The following is a 21,723-nucleotide window of genomic DNA, read 5'->3' on the forward strand; positions in this document are numbered from 1 at the left end:
AGCCCCCAGGGATGGGACGGGTAGGGGCGGCGGGGGCGAGAAAACCCCTACGCCCCCGCAGGGAACGACGTCCGCAAGGTGAACGCATGCTCCGTAGGCCCGTGTTCGCGCAAATGGAGAAGGCGGGACTCGGCCTCCGTCACCGTGGGGCGGTGGCCGGACGGGACCCACCACAGCACGGTCATCGCCTCCTCCAGGCGTTCGAACCACTCGCGCCGCCGGGCCAGCAGTTCGCGGTGCTGTCCCTGGTACATGAACGCCGTCAGCGCGTTCGTGTCCCGCCAGGTGGACATGTTGATGATCAGCCAGTCGTCGCCTAGGACGGGCACGTCCGTCGCGTTGCCGGAGTCGCTCTGGAGGCGCCAGACGAATCCGTCGGCCGCGTCCGCGACGGCGTTCACGGGGTCGAGTGCCTCGACGAAGTCCTTCAACTGAGGGGAGTCCAGCGGGGCTTTGAGGCGGCCGATGTTGGCCTGGGCGAGCTCGTACGCGGCGGGAGGCGTCATGGACCGAACGATAGGTCGGGGACGCGCACCGGTCCCAGCCCCGTCTCAGCAAGTGAGCATTGTCCGTCTCTCACAGCACACCCGCCGCCCGGGTGAGTACCTGTGAACCGTTGTCTTACGGAGGGGAAACCGCTCCCTGACCGACCCGCCCGTAGCGTCACGGAGCATGACGGGGAACGTAAAGACCACCCTTCGCCTTCCCACCCTTCGCCTTCCGGCCCTTCCCGGCTGGCACTCCATCCGCGGACGTATGGCCATCGTGCTGGCCGTCCCGACCTGCCTGCTCCTCGCCCTGACGGGACTCGGCGTCGCCGACCGCGCCGCCGACTGGTCCGCCGCGCGCGCGACCGAGGCGCACGTAGGTGTCCTGCTGCGGGTGCAGGATCTCGTACGCGAGGTCCAGCGCGAACGTGGCCTGACCAATGGGTTATTGGGCGGGGCCGAGGGCTACCGGGACGATGTGCGGCGGCAGCGGGGACGAACCGACGACGCCCGCTCCGCACTGCGAGCGGCACTCTCCGAGGAGAGCGGTGATCTGCCGGGCGCCTCTACCTCCGCCCTCCGCGACGCCCAGCTGCCGCTCGCCGACCTTGCCACCCTCCGTGCCGACGTCGACTCCGGCACCGCCGACCGCACCGCCACCCTGACCTCCTACACCAAGGCCGTCACCGCTCTCATCGACGCCGAGTCCGCCGGGGCGTCGCAAGGAGACCGCCGTATCGGCGACGGCGTCCAGGCCCTCCAGGCCCTGGCCCGCGCCACCGAGGCCGTCGCCCTCGAACGCGGCTCCCTCAACGGCGTGTTCGCGGCCAAGCGGTTCCGCTCCGGCGAGTACCTCGACTTCACCGAGATCCGCGCCACCCGGGTCGCCGGACTCGGCCAGTTCCGCCAACTCGCCACGCACACCCAGGAGTCCGCCCTCGACACCGCCTTCAAGTCGACCGCCGCACGCCGTGTCACCTCCTACGAACGGCAGGCCGAGAGCGGTGCCGACGGCTCGGCCCTCGCCGTCCCGCCGTCCCGCTGGTGGGCCGACATGACGACCCTCGTCGACGATCTGCACGGCGTGCAGAAGCGGGTCGGTGCCGATGTGCGCACCCGTGCCGCCGAGACCGGCGACGCGGCCACCCGGCAGCTCGTCGGCTTCCTCGGGCTCGGTGCGCTGATCGTCGCCGTGGCCGCGGCGCTCGCGGTCATCTCCGCCCGCTCCATCACCCGCCCCCTGGGTGCCCTCGCCGACGAGGCGGACGCCGTCGCGGGGACCAGGCTGCCCGTCGCGGTCAAACGCATCCAGGAGAATGGCCCGGACACCCCGGAGACCTCTGACATGCCGGATATCTCGATCGCCACCGGGCCGGCCGGACCGGCGAAACCCCGGGCGGCGGACCGCAGCGCGCGGGAGATCACCCGGCTCGCCGCCGCCCTGCGCAACGTCGAGCGCACCGCCGTCGGCCTCGCCGCCGAACAGGCCGTCCTGCGCCGCAACAGCACCGAGTCCCTGGCCGGCCTGGGCCGCCGCAACCAGGCGCTCCTCGGCCGCCAGCTCGGCCTGATCACCACCCTGGAGAGCCAGGAACTCGACCCGGACGCCCTCGCCGAACTCTTCGAGCTCGACCATCTGGCCACCCGGATGCGCCGTAACGCCGAGTCCCTCCTGGTCCTCGCCGGTGAGGAGTCACCCGCCCGCTCCTGGCCCGGCACGGTCGCCGTCGCCGATGTGGTGCGGTCGGCGGTCTCGGAGGTCGAGCAGTACCGGCGGGTGGCCGCCGTGGACGTCGAGCAGTGCGGCGTCCGCGGCCACGCCGTCGCCGAACTCTCCCATATGCTCGCCGAGTTGGTGGAGAACGCACTGATGTTCAGCCCGCCCAGGCAGCCCGTCGAGATCTACGGCTGGCGGGACGGCGCCGAGTACTGTCTCGCGGTCGTCGACCAGGGGATCGGCATGACCGAGGAACGGATGACGCAGGTCAACGCCCTGCTGTCCGGCAACGGCGGTTCCTTCCTCGCCGCCCCCACCCTCCGCCGGGTTCCCGGCTCCGCGCGGACACAGGGGATGCCCACCCTCGGCCACCACGTCGTCGGCGCGCTCGCCGCCCGCCTCGGCGCCCAGGTCGAGCTGCGCCCCACCCGGGGTGCGGGCGTCACCGCGTACATCGCCCTGCCGACCGCGCTCGTCGAGCAGTCGTCAACCGCCACCGTCGGAGAAGGCGTCGGATGACGCGTTCAGCACCACCTCCATCACCGCCTTCGCGATCGGTGCCGCGTCCCCGCCCCCGCTGATGTCCCCGCGGCGCGCCGCCGCGTCCTCGACGACGACGGCGACCGCGACCGCGGGCTCCATCGCGTCGTCGGCCTGGGCCCAGGAGATGAACCAGGCGTACGGCATACCGGAGTTGTCGACACCGTGCTGGGCGGTGCCGGTCTTGCCGCCGACGGTGGCGCCCGGGATGGCGGCGATGCTGCCGGTGCCCTCCGTCACGACGTCGGTCATCAGCTCACGCATACGCAGCGCCGTCGACGGGTTCATCGCCTGGTGGAGCGTGCTCGGACCGTGCGAGGCCACCGTGCTGTCGCCCCTCGTGGTCGTCCGCTCCACCAGGTACGGCGACTTCACCGAACCGCCGCCCGCCACGGCCGCCGAGATCATCGCCATCTGCAAGGGGGTCGCCCGGGTGTTGAACTGCCCGATGGAGGAGAGCGCCAGCTGCGCCCTGTCGAGCCGGGTGTCGAAGTTGCTGGGCGCGACCGAGAACGGAATCCTCAGCTTCCGGTCGTTGAAGCCGAAGTTCGCCGCCGTGTTCGTCATGTTGCCGAGGCCCACGTCCACGCCGAGCTTCGCGAAGACCGTGTTGCAGGACCACTCGAAGGCGTACCGCAGCGAGGCGTCCTCGCAGCCCTCGATCTCGTTCGTCAGCCGTGTGGTGGTGCCGGGCAGCCGGTAGGGGTTCGGGGACGTGGTCGGCTCGTCGAGATCCGTCACCACCCCCGCCTCCAGCGCCGCCGCGGCCGTCACCACCTTGAACGTCGACCCCGGCGGATACGTCTGCCGGATCGCCCGGTTGAGCATCGGCTTGCCGGCCTCCCCGTTCAGCCGCGCCCACGCCCGCGTCACCGCCGAACCCGTCCCGGACAGCTCCGCGGGGTCGTACGACGGTGTCGAGACCAGGGCGAGGATCTTCCCCGTGGCCGGCTGAATCGCGGCGACCGCGCCCCGGCGCGAGCCGAGTCCCTCGTACGCCGCCTCCTGGGCGTCCGGGTCGATCGTGGTGACGACCTTGCCGCCGGGGTTCTCGGCGTGCGTGATGTCGTGCCACAGGGGGAGCGGGGCGAGCATCGGGTCGGCGCCGGAGAGGATGTCGTCCTCGGCGTTCTCCAGGAACGTCGTGCCGTACAGCTGCGAGGCGAAGCCCGTGACGGGCGCGTACAACGGGCCGTCCTTGTACGTCCGTTCGAAGCGGAGCTGCTCGCCCGTGTCCTCGGAGCCGGTGACCGTCTGGCCGCCGACGACGATGTCGCCGCGCGGCTGGCCGTAACGGGCGATCGTCTGACGGCGGTTGGCGGGATTGTCGTCGTACGACGGGGCCTGGAAGACCTGGACGCGGGTGGCGTTGACCAGGAGGGCCATCAGCAGCACGGCACACAGCCCTGCGGCCCGGCGGATGTACTTGGTCATGGCGAGACCTCCCGGTCACTCACGGCGCCGCCGTCCCGTCGTACTGACTGCGCGCCGAGTCGCTGATCCGGATCAGCAGCGCCACGATGATCCAGTTGGTGACGACCGAGGAGCCGCCCTGCGCGAGGAACGGCATCGCCATCCCGGTCAGCGGGATCAGGCCGGTCACCCCGCCCGCGATCACGAAGACCTGGAGCGCCACGATCGACGCGAGGCCGATCGCGAGAAGCCGCCCGAAGGGGTCGCGCAGGGCGAGGCCCGCCCGGTAGCCGCGCTCCACGAGAAGGGCGTAGAGCAGGAAGATCGCCGACAGGCCGGCCAGGCCGAGCTCCTCGCCCGCGGTCGCCAGGATGAAGTCCGACTTGGCGGCGAAGCCGATGAGGGTCGAGTGGCCGAGCCCGAGGCCGGTGCCGAGCATCCCGCCCGCGGCGAACGCGAAGAGGGACTGGGCGATCTGGTTGGGTCCCTGGCCCGCGTCGATCGACGCGAAGGGGTGGAGCCAGTCCTGCACCCGGCTGTGGACGTGCGGTTCGAGCCGGCCGACGGCCATCGCCCCCACACAGGCCAGCAGCAGCCCGACCGCGATCCAGCCGGTGCGGCCCGTGGCGACGTACAGCAGAATCACGAACAGGCCGAAGAACAGAAGCGATGTCCCCAGGTCCCGCTCCAGCACCAGCACCAGCACACTCAGCAGCCAGATCGTGACGATCGGCCCGAGCACGCGGCCGGTGGGCAGTTGGAGCCGCTCGAATCTCCAGATACTGCGGCCCGTGTACGCGAGCGCGTTGCGGTTGGCGGCCAGATATCCGGCGAAGAAGATGGCGAGGAGCACCTTCGCGAACTCGCCGGGCTGGATGGAGAATCCGGCGATCCGGATCCAGATGCGGGCGCCGTTCACCGCAGGGAAGAGGATCGGCAGGATCAGCAGCGCCAGGGCGGTGACGACGGAGACGTAGGTGTAGCGCTGCAGGACGCGGTGGTCGCGCAGGAAGAGCACGGCCGCGATGAAGAGGGCGACTCCGAGCGTCGACCAGATGAGCTGGATGGGGGCCGCCTCGTCGCCCGGGGTCTCCAGGTCGAGCCGGTAGATCAGCACCAGGCCAAGGCCGTTGAGGAGTACGGCGATGGGGAGCAGCAGCGGATCGGCGTACGGCGCCCGCAGCCGTACCGCGAGGTGCGCGAGGAGCGCGAGCACGCCGAGCCCGGCGCCGTAACCGGCGGCGCCGGGCGGGACGGTGCCGTTCTTCGCGAACCCGACGGCGCAGTAGCCGCACACGCAGAGCAGGACGGCGAGGACGATGAGGGTGAACTCGATGCCACGGCGCCTGGGCAGGCGTACAGCGGGTGTGGACGGGTCCGCCGACACGGTCGTTCCGGTCGTTCCGGGCATTCCGGGCTGACTCATGTGCGGAACGTAGCAAGCGAGGGACCTGATGTCCCGTTATCTGATGACAAACGGGCTGATCCGGTGTATCTGCCGGGGAAGTCGGCGCTGTCGGTTCAGCACCAGCGGGGAGAGCCGAAGGTCTCGATGAAGCGCGCGGGGCCCCAGGCCCAGGTGCCGTCGGAAAGCAGGTACCAGAGGGAGTCGCCGTTGACCGACTCGCCCCAGGCCTTGCAGTAGATGTGGACGATCTCGCCGTTCCTCGCGACCCGGATCAGCCGGCTGCCGCGATGCGGGGAGTTGCGCAGGGCCAGCCCGCCGTTCACGTCGACCCGGCCTCTGACCGTGCCGTCGTTGTCGAACCCGTTGTCGGAGTCGCGGCCATCACTGCGTTCGTCACCGAATCCGTTGTCCGAGCCGCGGCTGTCGCCGGTTCCGGGGTCCCATTCGTCGTCGGCGAGGGCGGGGGTGGCGCCGGCGAGTGCGACGAGGCTGCCGGCGGCGAGGGCTATACCGAGACGGGTGTACGTGGACCGCAGGGACATGGGGGCTCCTCCGGGAAGGGGGCGAAAACCTGACTAATCGCCACATTAGGAGCGGTCCCGGGTGAGCGCAGGTCGCACTGAGCCATCGGGGACGCGAAGGCGCCCAGGGTCCTTCGGACGGTGGTTCAGAGCGCTCCGGACGGTCCTTCGGGGAGACCGGACTGAGGGAGCGTCAGGGTCGCCAGCGCGCCGCCCCCGGCAGCATCGCCGAACGTCAGCCGCGCGCCGAGTACCTCCGACTGGCCGAGCGCGATCGTCAGTCCGAGTCCGTGCCCCTTCGAACCGCCCTCGGTACGGAAGCGCTGCGGCCCGTGCTCCAGGAGGTACTCCGGATAGCCGGCGCCGTGGTCCCGCACGGTGACGACCGGGCCGTCGACCGTCAGCACCACCGGTCCCTCGCCGTGCTTGTGCGCGTTCGCCACCAGATTCCCGAGCACCCGCTCCAGCCGGCGCCGGTCGGTCTCGACCCGCGCGTCCCGTACGACCCGGACCTCGGTGTCGGTCCCCGACGCCCGCACCACCCGCTCGGCCAGCGGAGCGAGCTGCTCCGAATCCAGTTCGAGGCGTTCGCTCCGGGCGTCCAGGCGGGAGATCTCCAGCAGGTCCTCGGTCAGCGTGCGCAGCGCGGCCACCCGGTCGCGCACCAGCTCGGTCGGGCGCCCCGGCGGCAGCAGCTCGGCCGCCGCGTGCAGCCCGGTCAGCGGGGTGCGCAGCTCGTGCGCCACGTCCGCGGTGAACCGCTGCTCGCTCAGCAGCTTGCTCTGCAACGAGGACGCCATGGTGTCGAGGGCCCCGGCGACCGCGGCCACCTCGTCCTGCGGGCGCGTCGGATCCTGCGCGCGGGGGTCGTTGACGCGCGCGTCCAGGTCGCCCGCGCTGATCCGCCGCGCCACCTGCGCCGTCCCGTGCAGCCGCCGCGTCACCCGGGTCACCGCGAACGAGCCCACCAGCAGCGTCGCGCCGATCGCCAGCGCCGACGACCACACGATCGCCCGGTCCAGGGCGTCGATGGTGTGGGCGCCCTGCGCGTAGTCGTACTGCACGGCCAGCGCACGTCCGCCGCTCGCGGGTCCGGCCGCCCACATCGTGGGGTGCTCGTCCTGGTCGCCGACCATCGTGCCGCGCTTCCCGGCCGCGGCCAGCGCGCGCAGCGGGGCCGGCAGCCCGGGCAGATCGACGCCCGCGTCCGGCGGCAGCCGGTCGCCCGCCTCGTACCTCGCCGTCACGTCCGTGAGCCGGTCGAGCGCCCGGCCGCGGGCCTCACCGACGGTCTGGTCGGTCACCGAGACATGGACGAGGACACCGAGGAGCGCGGCGAGGCCGCAGCACATCACCGTGATGAAGGCGGCCGCCTTCCAGGTGAGGGTGGCGGTCCAGTGCGGGAGACGCCGGAGGGTCCCTCTCATGAGCCGCTCGCCGAGGGCGAGAGCGTGGGGGAGGCCGAGGGCGTGGGCGAGGCCGACGGGGAGGCCGACGGGGTGGGCGTCACGGAGCCGACGCGGATGATCTCGTCGCGCGTGGCCAGCATCGCGTTCTGGTGCGGGTCCCACGTCCAGACCGTACGGAACTCGTACCCCGGCAGCGTCGAGGGGGAGCGGATGATCACGTCGCGGCCCGTCAGCTCCACGCTGACCACGCTGTCCGAGGTACCCATGACCTGCACCAACTTGTGATGCATGAACGTGTACACGCGCACCGCCAACTGGTTCTCGGGAAAGCGGATGCCGAGCACCAGGTCGTCCTTCCCGTCGCCGGTGAGATCGCGGTAGTACGCCTGGAGGATCGGGCACTTCTTGCCGAGCGCGCCCTTCTTGCCGCAGTCCTTGAGCTGCTGGACCGTCTCCGCGTACATGGCGTGCGGGCCGCTGTACTCGTCCGGGTGCGCGGCCACCTCGGCGCGTACGACGGCGACCGGGTCCACCTTGTGGATGTCGTCGCCCGGAGCGGTGATGCCCTTGACGGTCTCGGTGTCCGCCTCGCCGTAGTCGAGAGCGGGCGTCGAGGCGGGCGGCAGCTGGGGCCACAGCTTGGTCGGGCCGACGGCGGTGGACGTCGCACCCGCGCCCCGCAGGTCGCCGGAGTCGCCGCAGCCCGCCAGGACCGCCACCAGCACGGCGGTGACGGCGGCGCCGAGGGGCACGCGCGCGAGGCGGCTGGGGGTCACGGCACTCCTGCGTCCAGAATGATGTGGTGAGTGATGTTGTCGGCGCGGTGAACCGTCCACGAGGGGCCCGCCGCAGGTGATCAGGCGCAGCCCAGGACGATCGGTCGCCCCGTACACCTTATTCGTAGGTAAGTTCTTTTTATCCACCTTCTGGATCTCGTGCGAGCGGGTGACGCGGTGACGTCAGGGCTCCGCGAGTTCCTCCAGAAGGCGGGCCGTGGAGAGCCCGGCCCGCAGATACTCCACGAACAGCTCGTTGTGCAGCGCCCACGGGGAGCGCCGGGTCCGGATCAGCCGTATCGCGTCCTCGGTGGTGTGCCCCGCGAGGACGAGCGCGTGTGCGACGACCAGTCCCGAACGGTTGTACCCATGATGGCAGCGGACGAGAACCCGGCGCCCGTCCTCCAGGGCATCGTCGGCGGCCCGTGCGAGACGGATGACGCCCGCGAGCTGCGTACCGTCGAGGGGCCCGTCCGGGATGGGCCACACATGGTGCTCGACGCCCGGGTCCGGACCGTGGCCCGGCAGCCGCAACAGCGTCAGGACCAGGTCGAACTCATCCCTCACGACGGCGAACTCCGGCTCACCGGGGCGTCCCGCGAACACGTGCCCGCCCATCCACAGACCGGGCACGATCTCGCTCCACGGGCTGTCCGGAGCCGGAACATCGGGTTGCTTCCTGCGGGTCCGCAACGGCGCCTCCCAGCCGACTCCCCCAACTCCTCCCAAAGGTAACCGGCTTCTTGCCCCTGGAGCACCCCGCCTGTTCCCATGGTCGGGGGTGATGGTGCATGAACGGACTGCGCGTCATACCGACCTGGCGCCACGGACAGGAGCGTCTGTACGTGTGCCTGACCGACGGGAGGAACGTCGCCTGGTACGACCGTGAGACGGCCCGGGTCAATCTGCTCAGCGAGGACCGGCGCGAGGAGGTACTCACTGCACTCGGCCCCTTCCTCACAGGCCCGGTGACGGTGGGACCGCCCCCCGTCCCGACCCCGGCGGAACTGGCCCGCCTGACCCTCCACCCGGACGACGACCTTGCGCCGAACCGCCCGGGCGAGGCGCTGGTCATCGACCTCGACCGCGATCCCGGCCCGGCGCACCGGCTGCGGCCCGACCCGCGCCGCCGCGCACTCGCCGCCGAGCAGGCGGTCGGCGAAGCCCTCGACCAACTGGAGGGCGCGGGCTGGCACACCCTCCACTCCCTCCCGCTCCCCGGCGGCGACCGCATCCACCACCTGCTCATCGGCCCCGGCGGCCTCTTCTCCCTCCGCGCCCTCCACGCCCGTAAGCAGCGTGTCCTCGTGGCCGACCCGATGGTCACGGTCGGCCGCCATGAGCCGCGCCCGCTGCTCCGCCACGTCCGCACCGAGGCCGACCGCGCCTCCTACGCCCTCACCGCCGAGGTCCATCCCGTCCTCGCCGTGGCCGGCCCCGCCAATCTCGACGTCCTCGCACCCCCACGCGGGGTCCGCATCCTCCTGGACACCGACCTCGCGTCCCTGGCCCGCCTCGGGGGCGTCCTGAAACCGGCGGACGTGGAGGCGCTGCACGCGATGGCCCGGGACCGGCATACGTGGCTACGGGTCTGAGGGCGCCGAGCGGTTCCTCGCCCCCGCCGCCCCTACCCGTCCCATCCCCAGGGGCTCTGCCCCTTCGACCCCGGGGGCTGTGTGTCGGGTGCGGGTGGGTGGGGGCTGGGCTAAAAGATTGCGCAGTTCCCCGCGCCCCTAAAAGACGGGGGCGGGCGGGGGATCGCGGGGCGAAGCCCCGCGCCTTAGGGGCGCGGGGAACTGCGCGAACGGCCCCCACCGCCCCGCAGCCGACGAACCACCCTTTTAAGGGGCGCGGGGAACGGCGCAATCTTTGAGGGGGGTCTGGGGGCGCAGCCCCCAGGAACGGGATGGGACGGGTAGGGGCGGCGGGGGCGAAAAAAGCGAGCCCCGCTCACGGCAACGGACCCGCGTGCCCGGGATCGAACAGGGGTGCCAGCAGATCCCCGTAGCGCTGGAGGCGGGGCGCGATGTCCGGAGCGAGGAAGCGGAGTTGGGCCGGACGGGCACAGGAGCCGACCTCGTCCCAGGTGACCGGCGTGGAGACGCCGGGCTCGGGCCGAGCCCGGAGGGTGTACGGCGTCGCCGTGGTCTTGCGCGCGGCGTTCTGGCTGAAGTCGACGAAGACCTTCCCGGCCCGCAGCTCTTTGGTCATACGATGCGTGACCCGCCCGGACAACACCCGCTCGGCCTCGACGGCAAGCTCCTTCGCATACGCACTGACCTCGCCCGACGGAGTCGGCTCCAGCGCGGCCAGCAGATGCAACCCCTTAGCCCCGGACGTCTTCGCGTACGCCTCGATCCCGTCCCGCCTCAACCGCTCCCGCAGCCACAACGCCACCTCACAGCACTCGACCACCGTCGCCGGCGCCCCGGGATCGAGGTCGAACACCATCCGGTCGGCGACACCGGGCGTGTCGATCGTCCACTGCGGCGTGTGGAACTCCGTCACGAGGTTCGCCGCCCACATCAGCGAGGCCAGATCCTGGACCAGGACCATGCGCGCGGGCCCCTCCGAGCGGGGGACCTCGGCGGTCCTGACCCAGGTGGGCGTACCGGGCGGCACGTTCTTGGTGAAGAAGACCTGCCCGTCGGGCCCGTCCGGGTAGCGGAGGAAGGAGACGGGCCGGTCGCGGAGGTGCGGGAGCAGCGCGTCCGCCACCGTGGCGTAGTAGTGCAGCACCTCGCCCTTGGTGAAACCGGTGGCCGGATAGAGAACCTTCTCCAGATTGCTGAGCGCGAGCCTTCGCCCCTCCACCTCGGTGATAGGCGTCATACGATGAGAATCCCATGAAAATGGGTGATACCGGATAAGGGTGATCAATTCACCGATCGACTCGGAATCGCGTCAGAAGGGTGCTGCACGTGCGATCCATATGGAACGGCGCCATCTCGTTCGGCCTGGTCAGCATCCCCATCAAGCTGGTGAACGCCACGGAGAGCCACTCGATCTCCTTCCGCCAGATCCATCTCGACGACGGCGGCCGCGTCCGCTACCGCAAGGTCTGCGAACTGGAGGACCGCGAGGTCTCGGCCCCGGAGATCGGCAAGGCGTACGAGGACGCGGACGGCACGCTGATCCCGATCACGGACGAGGACCTGTCCTCGCTGCCGATCCCGACGGCCAGGACCATCGAGATCGTGGCCTTCGTGCCGGCCGACCGGATCGACCCGCTCCAGATGGACACGGCGTACTACCTGTCCGCGAACGGCGTCCCCGCAGCCAAGCCGTACGTCCTGCTGCGCGAGGCCCTGAAGCGCAGCCAGAAGGTCGCCGTCGCGAAGTTCGCGCTGCGCGGGCGGGAACGGCTCGGCATGCTGCGCGTGGTCGACGACGTCATCGCCATGCACGGGCTGCTCTGGCCGGACGAGATCCGCGCCACCGACGAGGTCGCCCCGGACACGAGCGTCACCGTCCGCGAGAAGGAACTGGACCTGGCGGACGCCCTGATGGACACCCTCGGCGAGGTCGACCTGGCCGACCTGCACGACGACTACCGCGAGGCCGTCGAGGAACTCATCGCCGCCAAGGCCTCCGGCATCGAGGCGCCCGCCGCCCCGGCGGGGGAGCGGACCGGCGGCAAGGTGCTCGACCTGATGGCCGCCCTGGAGAAGAGCGTGCGCACCGCGAGGGAGTCGCGCGGCGAGGAAACGGGCGAGGAAGCCACCGAGGTCACCCCCCTCCCGGCCCGCAAGTCCGCGCGTACGGCCCCCAAGGAGGTCGCCGGCAAGAAGTCGACGTCGACGGCGAAGAAGACAACGGCGAAGAAGACCACGACCAAGACCACGACGAAGCAGTCGACCACCAAGAAGACCGCCGCCAAGAAAACCACCCCAAAGAAGGCCACCCCACGAAAGCGCGCGTCCGCCTGACCCCGTTCGGTTGTGTGTCGGGTGCGGGTGGGTGGGGGCTGGTCGCGCAGTTCCCCGCGCCCCTAAAGACAAAAGACCGGGGGCGGGCCGGCGGCGACGGGGCGCAGCCCCGAGCCGTTTAGGGGCGCGGGGAACTGCGCGACAAGCCCCCACCGGCCCGCACCCGACGAACAACCCCCGGGGTCGAAGGGGCGGAGCCCCTGGGGATGGGACGGGTAGGGGCGGCGGGGGCGAAAACCCCGTAGGGCCCCGAAGTCACCCGGTCCGTCGAAGCGCCAGCACCGCGTTGTGCCCCCCGAACCCGAAGGAGTTACTGAGGGCGAGATCCCCCAGCGCGGGCAGCGCCCGAGGACTCTTGGTCACCACGTCGAGCTCGATGGCATCGTCCTGGTCCTCGCAGCCAATGGTCGGCGGTATGAGCCCATGGTGAAGCGTGAGCACCGTGGCGACAGCCTCCACACCCCCCGCCGCACCCTGCAGATGCCCGAGATGCCCCTTGAGCGCGGTCACCGGCACGCCCCCACCGAGCACCGCGCGCAGCGCACCCGCCTCGGCGAGGTCACCATCGGCGGTGGCGGTGGCATGGGCGTTGACATGCACGACGTCCACGACATGGCCGCCCGCGTCCCGTACGGCCCGCCGCAGCGCGAGCGCGACACCCCTGCCGGAGGGATCGGGCGCGGCCATGTGGTGGGCGTCGGCGGACAGCCCCCAGCCGGCGGCCTCGCAGTAGACGCGTGCGCCGCGGGCCCGCGCGTGCTCCTCGGACTCAAGGAGCAGGAAGCCCGCCCCCTCCCCGTTCACGAAGCCGTCGCGGTCCTTGGCGAAGGGCCGGGACGGGGTGGTGGACCCCAGTTCGTGGGTGGACAGCGCGCGCATCGCGGCGAACGAGGCCATGATCGCCGGGGTGACCACGGCTTCGGCGCCACCGGCGAGGGCCACGTCGACATGCCCGTACCGGATGCGGTCGATGGCTTGTCCGATGGCCTCGGTGCCGGAGGCGCAGGCGCTGGTCACGGTGCGGGCCTCGCCGGTGATCCGCAGCGCGAGCGACACCTGGGAGGCGGCCTGCGAGGGCACGGTCATCGGCGTGGTCAGGGGCGACACGGCACGCGGCCCCTTGTCCCGCAGCTTCCGGTCGCCGCCGACGAGCACGGAGGCGTCGCCGAGGATGGCGCCGACGCTGACGCCGACCCGCTCGGGGGCGAGACCGCTCTCGACGGTTCCGGCCACGTCGAATCCGCCGTCCTGCCAGGCCTCGCGCGCGGCGAGCACGGCGAACTGCGCGGCCCGGTTCATCCGCCGCGCCTGCTGCCTCGGCAGCAGCCCGGCGGGATCCACGGGAACGCTCCCCGCAACCCGTACGGGCAGCTCGGCGAACTCCTCGCCCTCCAACTCCCGTATCCCGCAGCGGCCCTCCATCAGCCCCTGCCAGAGTTCGTCCACTCCCATCCCGAGCGGGGTGACGGCCCCGAGCCCGGTGACGACGACCCGTCGGGGCGCGGCGCCGCCGGTGACCGAACGCCGCGGCCGCGGGAGATGCCGTACGACATGTCCCTGGTCCACCGCGTGCGCGACGCGCTCGCGCAGCCCGGCGTCCGAGACGGGCTCCTCGGCCCGGCTCTCCAGGTCCCGGTGCCAGTGGCCCCACCTGCGGGTGTACGACTCCTCGACGGCCCCGGGGTCGACGGCGCGCAGCGAGGTGACGCGGTCGCCGTCCCGGAATTCCACCGCCGTGAGATCGGCCGGGGCGATCTCGGGAATTCCGGCGACATCCATCCGCCGGCAGCCCACGGTCACCCGGTGGCCGCGCTCGAATACCTCGTCGTGATCAATTCCGCCGAGCGGCGGTCGCAAGGTTATTCGAATGGTGTGCGGGGTCTCGGGGAGGGTGTGCATCACCACGTGCCATTTGCCTTCCGCCACATCCTGTTCCGAGAAGGCGAGAAGATCACCGGGAATCACTTCGGCGACGGTTACGGCGTGGGGCTGTACGGGGACGTCGGACGAATTGCGCATGGGGCGAGAGCCTTCGGTGCATGGGGGGTGGGGGGAATGCCAGGCTCAACTGTCGACGACAAATCGCCAGTTGCCTAGGTTTCCCCACCACTGAGTGCGCAACGTCACGGAAGGCGTCGCCCCAATTCCCGCTCCGGGAAAGTGAGTCCGGCCGGTGCGATGTCCTTGCGGAAATTGATCAATTCGAGTTTGCCGGGCCTGGGCTTTTCTTTCCTTGCCGCAACTCGTGTCTCGTTGCCGCGGCCAGTGTCAGCGGCGTGGCCAGGGGCGCCCGTCCAGGCGCTCGATGTCGCGGTTCAGGCGGCCGAGATACACGGCGAACTCGGCCACCTCCTCCGGCGCCCAGTTCTCCATCACCTTCTCCAGGCCGTCCAGGTTCTCGGTGCGGTCGGAGGCCAGCCGGCGCTGGCCCTCGGCGGTGATGGCGAACTTGCGGGCGATGCCGCCCTCGGGGTCCGGGATGCGCTCGACGATCCCGGACCGCAGCATGGCCGCGGTCTGCCGGTTGAGCGTGGAGGTGTCCAGGCCGAAGGCGTCGCTGAGCTGGCCGATGGACATCGGGCCGTCCACCTGGATGCGGCTGAGCAGCAGGTAGGCGCTGCGGTCGAGCCGCCGGTCGCCCTCCCGCATACGCGGTGTCAGCAGGTGCATGTACCGCCCGAGCAGCATGGTCTCGAACTCGATCAGATCAAGGGGCTTGTCCACGCGAGGTTCCTTCGGCTCCTGGTCGGCCACCCCCTTCCCTCATGGGGAGACCGCCTATCTGTCAGGTATACCACGCGTGTGTATGATGCAATTGGCGTGCATGATGCACATCAATTGCATGATGCACATGACTCTGACCGCCCTGAGGGAGTACCCGTGGACAGTTCCAAGCCCGAGACCGGCTCCGGCCGGGTCGTAGGCATCCTCGCCTTCGCGGGCATCGTGGCCGCGATCACGCAGACCCTGGTGGTGCCGCTGATCGGGGAACTGCCGACCCTGCTGGACACCAGCGCCTCGAACGCCTCGTGGGTGATCACCGCCACGCTGCTGGCGGCCGCCGTGATGACGCCCGTCGCCGGTCGCCTCGGTGACATGTACGGCAAGAGGCGCATGCTGCTGGCCTCCCTCGTCCCGCTCATCCTCGGCTCGGTGGTCTGCGCCCTGTCCTCCTCGGTGATCCCGATGATCGCCGGACGCGGTCTCCAGGGCATGGGCATGGGCGTGGTGCCGCTGGGCATCAGCCTGCTGCGCGACGTGGTGCCGGCGGAGAAGCTGGGCACGTCCATCGCGCTGATGAGCGCGTCCATGGGTGTGGGCGGCGCGCTCGGCCTGCCCTTCTCCGCGGCGATCGCCGAGAACGCCAGCTGGCGGGTGCTGTTCTGGGTCGTCGCCGCGCTCAGCCTCGCGGTCGGCACGCTGATCTACTTCTTCGTGCCCGCGGGCCGCGAGAACACCGCGTCGAGCGGCTTCGACATCCTGGGCGCGCTGGGTCTCGGCACCGCGCTGATCTGTCTGCTCCTCGCCGTCTCCAAGGGCGCCGACTGGGGCTGGGGCAGCGGCATCACGCTCGGCCTGTTCGCCGCCGCCGTCATCGTGCTGCTGGCCTGGGGCTGGTGGGAGCTGCGCACCACCGACCCGCTGGTCGACCTCCGCGTGACCGCCCGCCCGCAGGTGCTGACGACGAACGCCGCCTCGATCCTGATCGGCTTCGCGATGTACGCCCAGGCGCTGGTGATCCCCCAGCTGCTCCAGCTGCCCGAGGCCACCGGCTACGGTCTCGGCGAGTCGATGCTGGCCATGGGCCTGTGGATGGCCCCGGCGGGCCTGATGATGATGCTGATCTCGCCGGTCGGCGCCAAGCTGTCGGCCGCGAAGGGCCCCAAGGTCACCCTGATCGTCGGCGCCCTGGTCATCGCCCTCGGCTACGGCATCTCCCTGCCGCTGATCAGCTCCGGCTCCCCCTGGGGCCTGCTGGTCGTGACCATCGTCTGCAACTCGGGTGTCGGCTTCGCCTACGGCTCGATGCCGGCCCTCATCATGAGTGCGGTGCCCCAGTCCGAGACCGCCTCGGCCAACAGCTTCAACACGCTGATGCGCTCCATCGGCAGCTCCGTGGCCGCCGCCGTGATCGGCGTGGTGCTGGCCCAGATGACGACCAAGTTCGGCCCCTACACCTTCGCCTCCGAGAGCGGCTTCCGCGTCGCCATGCTGATCGGCTGCGGCGTGGGCCTCGCGGCGGCGGCCGTCGCCTCGCTCATCCCCGTACGCCCGGCGACCGCCGCCGCGCCGGGGTCGGCCACCGCGCCGGACTCCGAGCCGGAGACGTCCGGGGCGAAGGCGTGACCGGCTGAGCTTCGCTGACACCTGATCAGGGGCGGTCCCACGGGGGACCGTCCCTGACGCTTTCGGCACGCATCCGTCGTGCGGGGCGCCGCTCATTCCTCGTGGTGGAGCGTGCCGTCCTCGTCCATGGTCGGATGCATCTTCATGGGGCCGTAGTCGTCCAGGTCGGAGGGGCGGGGCGGCTCCGGCCCGTCGGGGCCGAACCGGGCCATCCGTTCGATACGGCAGATCCTGAACAGGCTGTCGTCCACGTGGACTTCATTGGCGTGCCGGGCGGCCCGGAACTTCTCGGCGGCCCGCGCGTACCGCTCTCGCTTCGCCTCGCCGAACTCGTACAGCAGAGGCCACATCTCGTTCATCCCGTCGTAGAGCATCCGCCGGGCGTCGTGCGGGGTCGGCATCAGCGCGCCGCGCTGCTGCCACCCGAGCGCGCCGTGTTCCACGATGCCGAAGCCGACGGGAAGGAGCACGACGTCCGGGTGGCTCGTGATCGCCCGCTCGGAGTCCGCGCGCACTCCGGCGGGAAACCGTGCGCCGGTGTACGCGAACTCCCGCATCGCCAGCTTCAGGGCGCCCGCCATGAGCCCTTCGTCCTCGCCGGACGCGAGGACGAACCCCACATCGCGCTCGGGCGTCGTATGCCGGCCCTCCCAGGACGGTTCGGCGGGCTCCAGGTCGGTGGGCCGAGGCGGCTCGAGCCCGTCCGGCCCGCTGCGCGCGAACTCGTCGCCGCGTACGACGCGGTAGCGCACGCCGAGCACGCTCAACTCGTCCACCGGCTCGCGTTCGAGCACCGCCACCGCCGCCAGCAGCTCACGCCGTACGCCGGGATCGTCGGTGTCGTCCTTGGCCCTGAACCAGAGCAGGGAGTTCAGACCGTCCCGGACCTGCTGCGGCATGCCGTTGGTCAGCGGCTGCAACACCCGCCACTCCGGGCCGGCTTCGGCGTCCTGCGCGGCAAGTCCGAAGACCGGTCCGCGCAGCGCGCAGTGCGGATACCGCCGGGAGGCGTCCACAGCATCGGCCTCGGCCACCCAGGCGGCCGGATCGTCCCGCCCGACCAGCCCCGCGTGCAGCTTGTCGAGGTGTTGCTTCCAGTCATCGGCCATGCGCGCATTGTTGTGCTCGCCCGGCAGGCGCCCGCCCTGAATATCCCAAGTGATCAAACTCGGGCACGTTCGGTTCGGCCCCTTGGCATGAGAGGGCGCCGCTCGGACAGGACAGGCGTGCTCTTTACTGCGAGAAGTCCACCCCCTGCGCCAACGCCACCCGCCCCGAGTAGTTCACGGTGTTGGTCGCGCGCCGCATGTACGCCCGCCAGGCGTCGGAGCCGGACTCGCGGCCGCCACCCGTCTCCTTCTCGCCGCCGAACGCGCCGCCGATCTCCGCCCCCGACGTACCGATGTTGACGTTGACGATCCCGCAGTCCGCGCCGTCGACGGCCAGGAACCGTTCGGCCTCGTGCTGGTCGGCGGTGAAGATCCCGGACGACAGGCCCTGCGGTACGTCGTTGTGCAGCCGGATCGCCTCGTCGAGGTCGCGGTAGGTGAGGACGTACAGGATGGGCGCGAAGGTCTCCTCGCGGACGACGGCGGTCTGCGCGGGCATGCGTACGAGGGCGGGGCGGACGTAGTAGCCGCCCGGTGCCGCCTCGGCGAGTTGCCGTTCGCCGCCCGCGCACAGGGTGCCGCCTTCCTCGACGGCGCGGTCGAGGGCCGAACGCATCCTGGCGTACGAGGCTTCGCTCACGAGCGGCCCGACCAGGGTCGACTCCTGGAACGGGTCGCCGATCGGCAGCCGTCCGTAGGCGGCGGTGAGCCGCTCCACGACGGCGTCGGCGACGTCGTCGTGCACGATCAGCCGGCGCAGCGTGGTGCACCGCTGCCCCGCCGTGCCCGCGGCGGCGAACACGGCGGCGTTCACGGTGAGATCGAGGTCCGCCGAGGCAGTCACCACGGCCGCGTTGTTCCCGCCGAGTTCCAGGATGCTGCGGCCGAACCGGGCGGCCACCCTGGGCCCCACCGCACGCCCCATCCGAGTCGAACCGGTCGCACTCACCAACGCCACCAGCGGCGCGTCGACGAGCCGCTCGCCGATATCGGCCCCACCGAGCACGACCTGATTGAGGTGGGCCGGGGCACCCGTCTCGGCGATGGCGCGGTCGAGCAGGGCGGTACAGGCCAGCGCGGTCAGCGGGGTGAGCTCGGAGGGCTTCCAGACCACGGTGTCACCGCAGACCAGGGCCACCGCGGCGTTCCACGCCCACACGGCCACCGGGAAGTTGAACGCGGAGATCACGCCGACCACGCCCAGCGGGTGCCAGGTCTCCATCAGCCGGTGCCCCGGACGCTCGGAGGGCATGGTGCGGCCGTAGAGCTGCCGGGACAGACCGACCGCGAAGTCGCAGATGTCGATCATCTCCTGCACCTCGCCGAGCGCCTCGGAGCGGATCTTCCCGGCCTCGACGGTGACCAGGTCGGCGAGCTGCTCCTTGTGCTCGCCGAGCAGCTCCCCGAACCGCTTGACCAGCGCGCCCCGCACCGGCGCCGGCACACTCCGCCACCCGAGAAACGCCGCGTGCGCGGCCTCGACGGCCCGATCGACGCCCTCCACGGTGTCGGCACGCAGCCCGAACAGCTCCGCACCGGTGATCGGCGTACGAGCGGCCAGGGCATCGCCCTTGACGGCGCCGAGCTCGACGCCACAGCGCGCCAGCGCGGCCTCGGCCCTGGCCCGGACGTCGTCGGTCCTGCTGACTGTCGTAACCATGGTGACTCCTCATCAGCTCTCAGGCGTTTCCCGGCACTTCCCATGGGTTCCCCGGCAACTCTTCCAGCAAGAGCAACCTTTGCGGCGCGAGCAACTCCCTCAGCGCGCCCGCCAGGAAATCGACCTCCGATCTCGCGGTGGCACGAGGCAACCCAGCCGCAGACGCCGTCTCTCGGGCGTGGGTGTCACAGCGTGACCGCTCCCACGACGACCGCCGCCACTCCGATGAGAAGGGCCAGCACGCTGAGGGCGATGTCCAGCGTCCGGGAGCGGTGTTCGCTCGCGAGGTTCGGGGTGAAGACGGCCGGGTCGTCGGGGGAGTAGTGGATCGTGAGGGTGCGGCCGTACGAGGCGGCGGGGTCCGGCAGCCTGGACGTGCAGTAGGCGGTGACGGTGGCGCCCTCGTGGGTGGTGAAGGTGGCGACCGGGGTGTAAGTGGTGGAGGTGTGGCCGTCCTCGTCGGTGCTGACGTCCTTCAGTACGGCGATGACGCGGCCCTCGACGGGGGGCGCGGAGGTCAGCGTGTCGATACGACGGCTCGCCTCGCGTGCGTTCTGGGGTATGTAGAACACGCCGGAGACGGTCCAGGGCACCCCGAAGCCGAACAGGGACCACTGCCAGCCCCAGTCGATCGAGGCGACGACGACCAGTCCGACGTAGATCAGGAAGACCGCGAAGTTCGGCCAGCCGCGTCCGTGCCGGCCTCCCCAGAGGTCGCTGGTGAACCGGAAGTCATGAGGTCTCCCGGGCGGGTAGTGAATGCCGATCTCCCGGCCCGTCCAGGCTGTGGTGACCCTCTCGCCGTGCTCACCGTCGTTCGTCACGGTGAGCTCCTGCCCGGTGGACGGGTCGCGGAAGAAGACGACCACGTCTATCCCGTCCTTGGCGGAGCTTCCGTACAGGGGCTCCCGTATCCGCTCGATCCGGCCCATGACACGGACCGTCCGCTGCGCCCGGGTCACCCCGGCCAGCGACCGCCCGTAGCCGAGCAGCGCCACCGTGCCGAACACCCCACACCACAACGCCAGATATTCGTGCCAGCCCATGCGCTTTCTTCCTGTCACGTGGGAACGTCATACGGAACACGTCGTTCGGCTCTGCGGTCAGGTCCGCTCCGTGGTCAGCGTGCCGGGGTACGCCGCACCACCTTTCCCCGTCCGTCCGCCTCCAGTGAGGCCGTGCCGTCGGCGCCGGTCACGCCGACCCTGAGGGTGAGCGAGCCGGTGAGGCGGTCGGCGGTGAGCTGCCAGGTCCCCGGGGAGTGGCTGCCGAGGGTGGTCTTGGCCTCCCTGACCAGGGCGGGGATGCGTCCGTAGGGCAGGGAACGCGGGTCGAACCGCGGGGCTTGCGTGCCGGTGGGAGCGAACACCACCGTCAGCAGGCGTTCCTGCACGACGACGGTGAGTGCCCGGCGCGCATCCTTGTCCTTGGTGAGCGTGTCGATGGCCCGACGCAGCTCGCCCTTGTCGAGAAACGACTGGTCCGGGCCGAGGGCGACCGTGCCGGACCCCGATGACACGACCATCGTGGACGACGTGGAGGAGACGGAAGGCTTCGAGGAGGAGGGCGGCTGCGCGGTGGCGTCCTGGTCGAACAGGTCCGCGCGGAACAGCAGGATCACGGCAGCCGCGCCGAGCAGGAGGCCGAGGAGCGCGACGAAGCCGAAGGCACAGCCCTCGGGGGGCCCGCTCACCATGGCCGACCCGGGCGCCGTGTCGAGGCGGGCCCCGGCCGCCCGGTCCTCCCATTCCGGCGTCGGCCGCTTCACGATCCTGACCCGCCACGGCCGGTCCGGCGGATATTGGACCACCAGGATGCCGCGCGGCCGGTAATCGGGCAGGTCGACGAGGTTGATGTCCTGCGTGATCTCGACGCGGTACGCCGGCGCGTCCTCGGGCGCGACGGTGAGATCGAACCGCACCGGTACGTCGCTCGACTCACCCCCGACGGCCTCCAGGCTCTCGATCATCGCGAGAGCCGTACGGGGCACGACGGCCGCCTCCCGGGCACGCCGCGGCATACCGGCGAGGAGGAAGAGCAGTCCGTAGACCACGGGCAGGCCCAGACCCGTGACGAACAGCGGCACGCTCTCGATGACGACGCCGACGACAAGAGCGGCCAGCGACGTCCCGATCACGCCGCCCGTCAGGAATCCTCGTGCGAGGGCCACCGGATGACGGTGCGTCGGCGGCGCGCTCGCAGTGATCGTCATGCGGGTGATTGTGCCGGGACCAGGTGCCGGCCGGAAGCCCCAAGTGACCTTCTACGAGCCCACATCCACGCTGTTCAAGGCCATCACGGTCACCGGCCTGCTGCCCCGGGCCAACTGGCACACCGTCAAGTACATGGGCTGCACCCAGCAGAAGGTGACGCCGCAGTACCGCAAGAAGGTCTACGTACACTGAC

19 protein-coding genes are annotated in these 21,723 nt (G+C 71.0%); 5 read left to right on the top strand and 14 right to left on the bottom strand.

Features of this window, described 5'->3' with window-relative positions:
* Window positions 1–47 precede the first annotated feature (47 nt).
* Window positions 48–506 (bottom strand): DUF3291 domain-containing protein, encoded by a 459-nt coding sequence (locus tag OG975_RS32330; protein ID WP_406332844.1) that lies wholly within the window; start codon window positions 504–506, stop codon window positions 48–50.
* Between the two features lie 166 nt (window positions 507–672).
* Here OG975_RS32330 and OG975_RS32335 point away from each other — a divergent pair, with 166 nt between their 5' ends.
* The gene (locus OG975_RS32335; protein WP_406332845.1) at window positions 673–2,724 is read left to right on the top strand and encodes a nitrate- and nitrite sensing domain-containing protein; all 2,052 of its coding nucleotides are present in this window, start codon (window positions 673–675) and stop codon (window positions 2,722–2,724) included.
* Here OG975_RS32335 and OG975_RS32340 read toward each other — a convergent pair.
* The 6 genes from OG975_RS32340 to OG975_RS32365 form a co-directional block, all read right to left on the bottom strand.
* Window positions 2,692–4,179, bottom strand: a complete 1,488-nt coding sequence (locus OG975_RS32340; protein ID WP_406332846.1) for a penicillin-binding transpeptidase domain-containing protein — start codon at window positions 4,177–4,179, stop codon at window positions 2,692–2,694. The genes OG975_RS32335 and OG975_RS32340 overlap by 33 nt on opposite strands.
* 19 nt (window positions 4,180–4,198) lie before the next feature.
* Window positions 4,199–5,569, bottom strand: coding sequence for an FtsW/RodA/SpoVE family cell cycle protein (locus OG975_RS32345; RefSeq protein ID WP_406336566.1), 1,371 nt, complete (start codon window positions 5,567–5,569; stop codon window positions 4,199–4,201).
* A 110-nt stretch (window positions 5,570–5,679) separates the two neighbouring features.
* Complete coding sequence (locus OG975_RS32350; RefSeq protein WP_406332847.1) at window positions 5,680–6,108, bottom strand: SH3 domain-containing protein; 429 nt, start codon at window positions 6,106–6,108, stop codon at window positions 5,680–5,682.
* Window positions 6,109–6,233: 125 nt separating this feature from the next.
* Window positions 6,234–7,514: an ATP-binding protein gene (locus OG975_RS32355; protein ID WP_406332848.1), complete on the bottom strand. Its 1,281-nt coding sequence runs from the start codon at window positions 7,512–7,514 to the stop codon at window positions 6,234–6,236.
* Window positions 7,511–8,272 (bottom strand): hypothetical protein, encoded by a 762-nt coding sequence (locus tag OG975_RS32360; protein ID WP_406332849.1) that lies wholly within the window; start codon window positions 8,270–8,272, stop codon window positions 7,511–7,513. Before OG975_RS32360 ends, OG975_RS32355 begins: the two co-directional genes overlap by 4 nt.
* A gap of 183 nt (window positions 8,273–8,455) precedes the next feature.
* Complete coding sequence (locus OG975_RS32365) at window positions 8,456–8,965, bottom strand: dual specificity protein phosphatase family protein (RefSeq protein ID WP_406332850.1); 510 nt, start codon at window positions 8,963–8,965, stop codon at window positions 8,456–8,458.
* A gap of 98 nt (window positions 8,966–9,063) precedes the next feature.
* Here OG975_RS32365 and OG975_RS32370 point away from each other — a divergent pair, with 98 nt between their 5' ends.
* Window positions 9,064–9,867 carry a nuclease-related domain-containing protein gene (locus tag OG975_RS32370; protein ID WP_406332851.1) on the top strand — a complete coding sequence of 268 codons (804 nt, stop codon included), beginning with the start codon at window positions 9,064–9,066 and terminating at the stop codon, window positions 9,865–9,867.
* 355 nt (window positions 9,868–10,222) lie between these two features.
* Here the strand turns inward: OG975_RS32370 and ligD are convergent, their stop codons facing one another.
* Window positions 10,223–11,104 (bottom strand): non-homologous end-joining DNA ligase, encoded by an 882-nt coding sequence (ligD, locus tag OG975_RS32375; RefSeq protein ID WP_406332852.1) that lies wholly within the window; start codon window positions 11,102–11,104, stop codon window positions 10,223–10,225.
* Window positions 11,105–11,184: 80 nt separating this feature from the next.
* On the opposite strand from ligD, the gene OG975_RS32380 reads away from it, so the two are divergent.
* On the top strand, window positions 11,185–12,201 hold the full coding sequence (locus OG975_RS32380; protein ID WP_406332853.1) for a Ku protein: 1,017 nt from the start codon (window positions 11,185–11,187) through the stop codon (window positions 12,199–12,201).
* Window positions 12,202–12,456: 255 nt separating this feature from the next.
* Here the strand turns inward: OG975_RS32380 and OG975_RS32385 are convergent, their stop codons facing one another.
* Complete coding sequence (locus OG975_RS32385) at window positions 12,457–14,220, bottom strand: beta-ketoacyl-[acyl-carrier-protein] synthase family protein (RefSeq protein WP_406332854.1); 1,764 nt, start codon at window positions 14,218–14,220, stop codon at window positions 12,457–12,459.
* Between the two features lie 249 nt (window positions 14,221–14,469).
* Window positions 14,470–14,925, bottom strand: coding sequence for a MarR family winged helix-turn-helix transcriptional regulator (locus OG975_RS32390; protein ID WP_406332855.1), 456 nt, complete (start codon window positions 14,923–14,925; stop codon window positions 14,470–14,472).
* A 156-nt stretch (window positions 14,926–15,081) separates the two neighbouring features.
* Here OG975_RS32390 and OG975_RS32395 point away from each other — a divergent pair, with 156 nt between their 5' ends.
* Window positions 15,082–16,548 carry an MFS transporter gene (locus tag OG975_RS32395; protein ID WP_406332856.1) on the top strand — a complete coding sequence of 489 codons (1,467 nt, stop codon included), beginning with the start codon at window positions 15,082–15,084 and terminating at the stop codon, window positions 16,546–16,548.
* Between the two features lie 92 nt (window positions 16,549–16,640).
* Here OG975_RS32395 and OG975_RS32400 read toward each other — a convergent pair whose 3' ends face one another.
* The 4 genes from OG975_RS32400 to OG975_RS32415 all read right to left on the bottom strand — a co-directional run bounded on the left by OG975_RS32400 (window position 16,641) and on the right by OG975_RS32415 (window position 21,529).
* A complete protein-coding gene (locus tag OG975_RS32400) occupies window positions 16,641–17,657 on the bottom strand; it encodes a DUF5954 family protein (RefSeq protein WP_406332857.1) in 1,017 nt (338 codons plus the stop codon).
* Between the two features lie 124 nt (window positions 17,658–17,781).
* Window positions 17,782–19,317 carry an aldehyde dehydrogenase family protein gene (locus OG975_RS32405; RefSeq protein ID WP_406332858.1) on the bottom strand — a complete coding sequence of 512 codons (1,536 nt, stop codon included), beginning with the start codon at window positions 19,315–19,317 and terminating at the stop codon, window positions 17,782–17,784.
* A gap of 185 nt (window positions 19,318–19,502) precedes the next feature.
* The gene (locus tag OG975_RS32410; protein WP_406332859.1) at window positions 19,503–20,363 is read right to left on the bottom strand and encodes a DUF3592 domain-containing protein; all 861 of its coding nucleotides are present in this window, start codon (window positions 20,361–20,363) and stop codon (window positions 19,503–19,505) included.
* A gap of 74 nt (window positions 20,364–20,437) precedes the next feature.
* Entirely contained in the window at window positions 20,438–21,529 is a 1,092-nt protein-coding gene (locus OG975_RS32415) for a hypothetical protein (RefSeq protein WP_406332860.1), read from the bottom strand.
* Window positions 21,530–21,572: 43 nt separating this feature from the next.
* Between OG975_RS32415 and OG975_RS32420 the strand changes: the two genes are divergently transcribed.
* Entirely contained in the window at window positions 21,573–21,722 is a 150-nt protein-coding gene (locus OG975_RS32420) for a hypothetical protein (RefSeq protein ID WP_406332861.1), read from the top strand.
* Window position 21,723 lies beyond the last annotated feature (1 nt).

Source organism: Streptomyces sp. NBC_00203 (assembly GCF_045206325.1).
Taxonomy (GTDB): domain Bacteria; phylum Actinomycetota; class Actinomycetes; order Streptomycetales; family Streptomycetaceae; genus Streptomyces; species Streptomyces lutosisoli.